This is a genomic window from candidate division WOR-3 bacterium, assembly GCA_016934535.1.
Classification (GTDB): domain Bacteria; phylum SDB-A; class SDB-A; order SDB-A; family SDB-A; genus JAFGIG01.
Genome location: JAFGSQ010000061.1, coordinates 23,662 through 32,576, shown reverse-complemented (window position 1 = coordinate 32,576; position 8,915 = coordinate 23,662). Strand labels below are relative to the sequence as shown.

General features: G+C 46.2%; 6 protein-coding genes. 2 read left to right on the top strand and 4 right to left on the bottom strand.

Features of this window, described 5'->3' with window-relative positions; all coding sequences use genetic code 11:
• Together mfd and JXL83_09005 are read right to left on the bottom strand one after the other, a co-directional pair.
• Nucleotides 1–3,029: transcription-repair coupling factor (gene mfd, locus JXL83_09010; GenBank protein ID MBN2364257.1), on the bottom strand; the 3,029-nt coding region annotated here is incomplete at its 3' end.
• Nucleotides 3,030–3,183: 154 nt separating this feature from the next.
• On the bottom strand, nucleotides 3,184–3,831 hold the full coding sequence (locus tag JXL83_09005; GenBank protein ID MBN2364256.1) for an energy transducer TonB: 648 nt from the start codon (nucleotides 3,829–3,831) through the stop codon (nucleotides 3,184–3,186).
• 143 nt (nucleotides 3,832–3,974) lie between these two features.
• Between JXL83_09005 and JXL83_09000 the strand changes: the two genes are divergently transcribed.
• Together JXL83_09000 and JXL83_08995 are read left to right on the top strand one after the other, a co-directional pair.
• The gene (locus JXL83_09000) at nucleotides 3,975–5,597 is read left to right on the top strand and encodes a T9SS type A sorting domain-containing protein (GenBank protein ID MBN2364255.1); all 1,623 of its coding nucleotides are present in this window, start codon (nucleotides 3,975–3,977) and stop codon (nucleotides 5,595–5,597) included.
• 123 nt (nucleotides 5,598–5,720) lie between these two features.
• Complete coding sequence (locus tag JXL83_08995; GenBank protein ID MBN2364254.1) at nucleotides 5,721–8,039, top strand: VCBS repeat-containing protein; 2,319 nt, start codon at nucleotides 5,721–5,723, stop codon at nucleotides 8,037–8,039.
• 81 nt (nucleotides 8,040–8,120) lie between these two features.
• Here the strand turns inward: JXL83_08995 and thiS are convergent, their stop codons facing one another.
• Nucleotides 8,121–8,324 carry a sulfur carrier protein ThiS gene (thiS, locus tag JXL83_08990; GenBank protein MBN2364253.1) on the bottom strand — a complete coding sequence of 68 codons (204 nt, stop codon included), beginning with the start codon at nucleotides 8,322–8,324 and terminating at the stop codon, nucleotides 8,121–8,123.
• Complete coding sequence (gene thiF, locus JXL83_08985) at nucleotides 8,305–8,913, bottom strand: sulfur carrier protein ThiS adenylyltransferase ThiF (protein MBN2364252.1); 609 nt, start codon at nucleotides 8,911–8,913, stop codon at nucleotides 8,305–8,307. Before thiF ends, thiS begins: the two co-directional genes overlap by 20 nt.
• Nucleotides 8,914–8,915 lie beyond the last annotated feature (2 nt).

Sequence of the window (8,915 nt, the reverse complement as noted above, 5' to 3'; positions counted from 1 at the left end):
TTTTCCGGCATGTTCAAGACAAGTTTTTCAATATACCACCTTTCCGGATCCTTTGCAAATTGAATTTTGAGGCTTTCCGTCAGTGTCAGTGATGCAATACAGCTTTCTTTTACAGTCCTGTAAAGCTTCGCCACTTCGAAAAATCTGATCGCGTTTTCCGGTAAAGCGCCGTATCTGTCTTTAATTTCAGCTTCAATATCAGAAAGCTCGTCAAGGCTCGATCCTGCTATTCTCCTGTAGAGATAGACTCTTTCCTGCGCGTCCTGAACGAATTCGGGAGGAATGTAGTAAGCGAAGTCGGTCAGCACGTCGTGTTCAATTTCTTCCTGTTCGCCCTTTTCGGCCTTGATCTTTTCCACAGCCTCTTCAAGATACTTCATGTATAATTCGTATCCTATGTCAAAATCGTACCCTGACTGCTGACTGCCAAGAAGGTTCCCTGCCCCTCTTATCTTCATGTCGTGCATTGCGAGCTGGTAGCCGGCACCGAGCCTCGCATACGACCTTATAGCCTTCAGTCTTTCTTTTCCGCTGTCAGTTTTAGGTCCTTTTCTCGGTATCATAAAATAACAGTAAGCCCTGACGTCTCCCCTCCCTATTCTGCCCCTAATCTGATGAAGCTGAGCGAGACCAAGAGTGTCCGCCCTGTCAACAATCAGCGTATTGGCGTTTCTTATATCGAGTCCGGATTCTATAATGGTCGTAGATATCAGAACGTCGAATTCGTGATCATAAAACTCGACCATGATTTTTTCTATCTGTCCGCTCGACATCCTTCCGTGACAGCATTTCATGCTCACATCCGGCAATATTCTTCTCAAGTAAGCTTCGACTGCCTGAAGACTGTCTATCCTGTTGTGAAGGAAAAAAACCTGTCCTCCCCTGCTTATCTCGAAATAAACCGCGTCCTTTACAACTTTTTCAGAAAAAGGTATGACAGATGTTTCGATGGGAAATCTGCCCGGAGGAGCAGTCCTTATCTGACTGACGTCCATGAGATTCCAAAGGGACATGTGCAGAGTTCTCGGAATAGGAGTTGCGCTCATCATGAGCGTGTTGACGTTTTTTTTGAGCTTTCTCAGTTTTTCTTTCTGTTTGACTCCGAACTTGTGCTCCTCGTCAATTATAAGCAGGCCAAGGTTTCTGAATTTGATGTCTTGAGAAAGTAATCTGTGTGTTCCGATTACAACATCTGTTTTGCCGGAAGAGATGTTTTCAATTGTTTTTTTCGCCCCTTCTCGGCTGACAAACCTGCTGAGCATTTCAATTTTCATCGGGTAATCAGCAAGCCTCCTCTTGAAAACATCGAAATGCTGACGGCAAAGGACTGTAGTCGGTACGAGGACTGCGGTCTGATATCCGCTGTTGGCGGCTTTCATCGAAGCTCTTACAGCGACTTCGGTTTTGCCGAATCCGACTTCTCCGCAGATCAGTCTGTCCATCGGTTTCGGGACTATCAGATCCGAATAAACATCTTCTATGGCTTTGAGCTGATCCGGGGTTTCTTCAAATTCAAAGCTCGAAGACAGAGACCTCGCTAATTCATCGTCTATCTCTATGGCAGGCGCTGTGGCCGCTTTTCTGAGAGCGTAATGCTGAGCCAGTTCAATAGTCATGTCCCAAATGATTTTTTTTGCTTTCTGTTTTTTTTGAAGCCATTTGAGCGAGCCGAGACTGCTAAGTTGGGGCACAGCTGAATCCTTTGGCCCTATATATCTTGTCAGGAGGTGGAGCTTGTGAACGGGCAGATATAAAATAGCTTCGTCCGCGTATTCGAGCATCAAGTATTCCGTCTTTTGCCCGCCGTGATCAATCACTTTGACGCCTTTGTATCTGCCGACCCCGGACTGCTCGTGTACTACGTATGTTCCGACAGGAAGGAATTCTATCTCATCTCTTACAAAATAATGCTCTCTTTCTTTTTGAGTTATCAGTCTCGGTTCAATTCCGAAAAGCTCCTTTTCAGTGATAAAAATCTGTTTCGCGCATTCGAGCAAAAAACCCGAACTCAGCGGTTTTCCCACAAAATCTGCGTCGGGGAAATATTTGCCAAGTTTTTTTGACAGGGACTGGGATTTGACGAAAAATCTGACCGTGTAATTTTTGAAATCCCCGGCAATCCCTTCTTTATCCATGTCTTCAAAACTGAAATCGACAGGAGTTGTCACACCGTCACCCCAGTTGATTTTCCTTGCGCCGGTTATTTCCGCTGATTCCGAGAATAATAAACCATTGTGAAAAACGCTTTCAAGCTGTACGTCGTCATTTCTCAGCTCTTTGGCAATGGCTTCACAGCCCAAAGCGAAAGGATCCGGAAATTCAGGGAATTTATTTCGAAACTCGGCTGTTTCTTCGTCGTCTAAAAGTATTTCCCTGGCTGGAATTATGTTGTAAGTCGTTATCTTTCTGACGCTCCGCTGGTTAGATGGATCGTAAACACGCAAATCGTCTATCTTGTCGCCGAAAAGTTCGATCCTCGCCGGATATTCCTCTCCCTGAGAAAAAACGTCTATAATTCCGCCTCTCATAGAAAATTCCCCCGGATTTATTGCGTTTGTTTCAGCGTTGTATCCGGCATTTGTAAGCAGCAGAGCCGTTTTTTCAGTGTCAATACCAGATCCAAGTTCAATTTTCAAAGAGAACGATTCAAGCCTTTTCGGAGAAGGGACTTTCTCGGTCAGAGAATCTGTTCCGGCAATATAAATACCGTTTTTTCCCCTTCCGGCGCTCAGCAGAAAATCCATCCTTCTCCTCACTATGTCCGGTGAAGGTGAAAACTCACCCGGTAAAGCTTTGTCCCACCTGGGTAAAGTCTTAGGCAAAACGCCTGACATGACAAAAATGTCTGAAGATATTTTTTCGATCTCTTTTTCGTCGTCGAGAAAAGCAAAAATGCTTTTTTTGTGATAAAAGTGAAGACTGCATAGAACGAGCGCGAGCTCCGAAGCGCTCAACCTGTTCACAGACAGAGGACAGTCTTTTTCGATTTTCTCGGCGACTGATATGAGAATGTTTTCTTTTATCGTCATTTTTTCAGGATTTATATTGAATTAGAACTTTAATTTTAGACCCGGATAAAAGTCAACTCATTATTTTAAGGAGACTCATTGGACTAATTGAGGACAGAAATACCAGAGCGGCGCTTTTCAAAGAAAAACGCCGCTTTGTACCGCCTTCACCCTTTCACCCGTTAAGCTTGAAATTCACCGGAAAAACGAGCTTTACCCTCACTGGTCTGCCGGCGCTCTCTGCCGGTTTGAAAACGCACTTCAGCCCGGCGTCAACTGCGCTCTGATCGAACAGAGGATTGGTCGAATTTATAACTTCGGCTTTCGTAACGGTTCCGTCGATATCTACGTAAAGCATCAAAACGACTGTTCCCTCAAGCCCCCCGTTCAGAGCCGCTGAAGGATAGGCCGGTTCCTGAAGTTTTACAGGTCTCGGTGGTATCTCGTACGACATCACGTACTCTGACCCTGTATCCGACGTGTCTTCAGGTATAAGCGAAACCGTGTCTATAAGAAAAACGGAATCCGTTATGTTTCCGAGAAGGGTGTCGCCTTTATCCGAGATGATTATCTCACCCCCGTCCTGCTTGGGAATCTCTATGACATTCTGGTTTTCGATAATTCTGACCACGTCTTCGACCGTCCTGAAATCGATCCCCACATTTATGTTGGCTTGTATTGTTTCCCTTTCTCTCGAATCCAGAGGTTTGTAAACGGGAATTTCCGGTTCAGGGATGGTCATAAAAGCGACTACATGCAAAAGCAAGGCCATGGCGATGCCGATTCTCATCGGTCCTTTAGTGTCGAATGTTCTTCTTTTCATCTCTCACCTCCGTGTTTCACATAGTTTACTTGTAGCAGAAATGTTTTATTCCGGACCTTTTATAATTTTTGAACTTAACCTCTATTTAATGATTTTTTAATACCCGATCGTGTATAATCTTTAAAAAACGAAAGGAGAAGAAAATGAAAACAGCACTAGTAATTTTTCTGACGGTTCTTGCCGGCTCGGCATTCGCAATGTCAAGCTGGGGACCCAACGCAGTAGAAAGAACGGCCAATTCAGTCGAATCTCAGGACGACATGGATCCGGCCGATTTTGAGAATTGTAATTCCGGACCCGCTTTTTTCCCTCCGGAACAGCCGGCAGAAAGGGAAGGATCTCCCGGTTCGTACGCTCCTCTTTGGGGAAATGACATCCTCGTTTCAGACCAATGGAATTTAACATCTCAATCCGTGATTTCAATGGACTACGACATGAACAACAACATATATGTCGCCTCAATTGACAAACATGCTGATCACGACAGCTTAAAAATCTACAAATCCACGGACAACGGCCTTACTTGGAGCCTCGTTTACAATCTCTTTAACAATAGTTACAGCATGGAATTCGACGATTTCGATATTAGGGTGAACCACGCGGTAACCGACCCAGATATATACATCATTTTATGCGACACAAACAAAACTTTGGCTGAAAAACAGCTCTGGTTCATGATTTACCACCAGACTACCGGTATTTTGGACGCGACTCAATTCAACCCCGCAACGGCCGCCTATCAGAACGTCGTCGACATGTCTTTCGACATCAACAGCGCCGCATCTCCTTACATCTGGTGCGGTATGAGCCGACAGACCGACGCCACTAATTACGCATGGAGCTATACATGGTCTTCCGACGGAGGCGCCAACTGGACTTCGGGAAACCATTCAACAACTTCGATAGCGAGAGACGCCTACGTGGCTATTGCCGACGACTATCTCTACACTATTACAGTTTACAACAACACTACCGGCAACGGAAGAATCAGGATGTACAGAAGAAACCTGGTAAGCGGCGGGGATTGGTTTTACGCGGCTGAAAACGTTCTCGCAACAAGAAATTACATCAGCGTGGCTTCCTACAGGACGACATATCCAGCCAATCATGTCATGGTATTCTGGCAGGAGGGGACTGGAACTTCCGCAAGAGTCAAATACTCTTCCAGCACAGACGGTTGGCAGAATTCTGTTTTGAGCCAGACCTGGGAGATGACGGGAGATTTTCAAGCAGTGAGACCTTATGTCAGGGCTGGCTGGTTGGGAGGAGTTTCCACCGAAATGTGCGGTATGGCGACTTTAGTCGGAACTTATGATTCGCTAGTTGTCGCATATTACACGGGAACAGGCTGGGGAAGCAGAGTCGTCCCCAACGATCACGACGCTACGGGGGAGATAACCCCTCAGGGCACAGTAATTAGTTCTGGAAGAGCTATAGTTTACAGGGGATTTGGTTCAGACAACATCTGGTTTGACTGTTTCGCCAACCCCAACTCCGTCGAAGAGACTCCTTCTGTCACTTACTTTGACGCCTTGAACATCCAGGGAGGAGAAGGGAACATTCTCGTGAGTTTTTCACTTTCCGCGCCTGCAAATGTCGACATCTCGGTTTTTGACATTTTGGGAAGAAAATCCGGCTCTATTTTCTCCGGCTCTCTTTCAAGCGGCGATCACTCTTTCTTGTGGGAAACTCCGTCTTCGGGCAGGTATTTCGTCACAGCGACTACGAGGGAAGGTTCTCAGACAAAAAGCGTAATGATTTTTTAAGAACTTTATTAAATAAAAAGTTAAAAAAAGGAGGGCTTGTTGCCCTCCTTTTTTTTATCTGCTTTTTCCTTGACGTTTTGTCATTTGAGGCTGAAAATTGACTACCTAAACGGGAGGTGGAAGATGAAGAGGTGCTTTTCATTCGCGGTTTTATTGTTTGTTTTCGTTGAATGCTGCTGTCTCAATTATTACGCGGAACACATTATTCAAAGCGGATTGGGCTGGCCCTGGTTCGTCTGGGCGTGCGACATCGACTCAGACGGAGACATAGATATAGCGGGTACTGACAGAATCGGCAACAGCCTGGACTGGTACGAAAACGGCGGCAATCAGTATTTCACAAGACACAACATATCGTCTTCGGCGACGGGAGTAATGAAACTCGAGATCTGCGACCTCGACTGCGACGGAGACAGCGACATTGTCTGCGCAGTAGACGAGGCTGCTCTGGTTCTCTGGTATGAAAACGACGGCAGTCAGAATTTTACACCCAACGTAGTGTCGAATTGGTCAGGCGTCACTTATGTTCGAGCTGTCGATCTGGACATTGACGGAGACATCGACATACTCGCCGCAGCATGCGAAAACGCGGACAGGTTCGGCTGGTTCGAGAACGACGGCTCAATGAACTTCACTGATCACACGGTTAAATATCCGTGGGACAACGCGAACAGCATTGCCTCGGGCGACCTCGACGGCGACGGAGACAATGACCTTTTCGGAACCGCAAGCATTGCGGGTGACCTTTCATGGTTCGAAAACGACGGATCTATGAATTTTACCGAGCATCAGATCGAAACTTCATGGGGCAGACCAAACCATGTCGAGGTGATCGACATGGACGGAGACGGCGATTCCGATCTCGTCGCTTCATCCTGTATCATAGGCCAGGTCGCATGGTATGAAAATGACGGCTCGACGAATCTGACCAAACATCTGATCGACAGCGCCGGCAACTCTCCGCATACGGTAGTTCCCGTGGATTTCGACGGCGACGGGGACATCGATGTCATCGGAGCAGATCTTATAGCGGACAAAATAACGTACTGGGAAAACACGGGACAGATTATTTTTACAGGTCACACAGTCGCCCGGAATGTCAACGGTTCATCCGACGTGTTTGTTTCGGACGTAGACCAGGACGGTGATCTCGACATAGTGTCCTCGATCAGGGATGCTTTTTACGTAGCCTGGTACGAAACTGTCACTACATTCCTTTTTGCCGATTTCATGGCCGAACCTCAAACAGGTCACGAGCCATTGACGGTTCATTTCACCGACTCGTCATTTTCAAGTCCTGCGGCAAACGACTGGTCATGGGATTTCGAAAGCGACGGAACATTTGATTCGCACGATCAGAATCCCGTCCACGTTTACGGCGATTCCGGAGACTATACAGTTACCCTCGTAGTGTCGAACGATTCGCTGACCGACACGATAATCAAACAAAAATGCGTGAGAGTTTTCAACGGTGAAAGTGCGCTCGGATTCGACGGGGCATCAAGCAGAGCGGTCTGCCAGAGTTCTCCGAATCTTGACCTGACGGATTCTCTGTCCATCGAGGCATGGATATATCCTCATGGATGGGGGGAAAACTCTATGCTCGGTTTCGGCAGAATAATAGACAAAGTGAACTTGTCTTTCTATCTTGTCAAGAGCGGAGCAAGTTACAACGACCACTGCCTGGCGGTAAAAATCGTCCATTCGGACAACTCGACCAGCTATTCATTCACTCCGGACAGTTCGATCATACTTGACACATGGCAGCACATAGCTTTTACTTACCTGGCATCCTCGAGCGAACTCAAGATATACATCAACGGCGTCGAACAGCCCCTCACATATTTGACCTCTCCGTCAGGAAGCGTTAAAGATCACTCAAGCTACAACCTCTACGTGGGAAACAACAACGGTTTAAATTTCACTTTCAACGGAGTGATAGACGATCTGAGAATTTGGAATTCCTGCCTCACTCAGCAGACCATACAAAGCAATCTTTCTCATCCGCTTTCCGGTTCCGAATCCGGCCTTGTCGCTTACTGGAACATGAACGAAGCAAACGGAGACACACTTTTTGACGGAACCGCCAACATGATAAACTGCAGAATTTTTAACTGTGAGTGGGTTCAGGGGACGCCTTTTTACTCGACACACGTCGAAGAGATCAACGCCGACCATGTCAAAACAGTTTCTTTTCAGCTAAGCGCATCAGTTTCGGCATCTTTAGTCGAAATCCGGCTAGAAATCTTTAAAGACTCGCCTTTAGTTCTCGAAATCTACGATCTGGTCGGAAGAAAAATTAAAATTCTCGCTGACAAAGAAATATCGGCGGGTCAACATGAGTTTTTCTGGAATACATCTGAAGAACCCGCGGGGCAGTATTTCCTGTTGCTCAGAACGGGTAATTTCTCAAAAACCTGTAAAATAACTCTCGTGAGGTAGATGTGTTTTTGAGACGGATTTTTATAAAAAACCGGTACAAAAAACGTAGCTAGAAAGGAGCCGCCTTAAATAAAGCGGCAATCATCCCCCTCCGAGCATGTAGACAATCGTGACGTTGTCTCCTTCTTTGAGGGCAAGAATGTCATAGTCGGTCTTTTTGACGAATGAGCCGTTGACTTTCACTGCGGCTATCGGATGTATCGGAGCCACCTGCCGTAAAAGATACGAAACCGTCGGGTTTTTTATATCTGTCGAAAAATCTTTCTTATTCAGTTTTATCTTCATTTTCATGTATTTTTTTTAAAAGTATTTCAACGGCCTGATTTGCTTCCATGCCGGCGACAATGGATACTTTTGGCGCCAGCGCGGGGTTTTCGTCAGACACTTCGGTTTCACCGTCTCCGCAGACCCAGAGATTTCCATATCTCCTCGTCTTTATCCTGTTGTTGCTCCCGAAACCCGCGATCCCTGAACCTGAAACAACTCGCATTTCGGGTTTTTTCCCCATCAATGCCTGGATCAGCCAAGCTTTTTCTTCCGCCTTGTCGAGAGCTTCCACTACCAAGTCGGAATCCCTGAAGATTTCAGCGCAGTTTGAGGGTGTCAATTTCGTGAAAATTGTTTTGACCCTTACTGTCGGATCTATTGATTCAATATTTTCTTTGAGGGCTTCGACTTTCTTTCTTCCGAGCTGATTCAGAAAATAATACTGCCGATTGAGATTTGACCTTTCCACAGTATCGTAATCTACAAGTATCAGTCCCCCTATTCCGGTCCTCGCCAGGATGACAGCGCAGTTTGAACCTAACCCTCCGCACCCTGCGATCCCTACATTACAGTTCTTAAGACGCGTTTTTATTTGGTCAAACTTCAAAC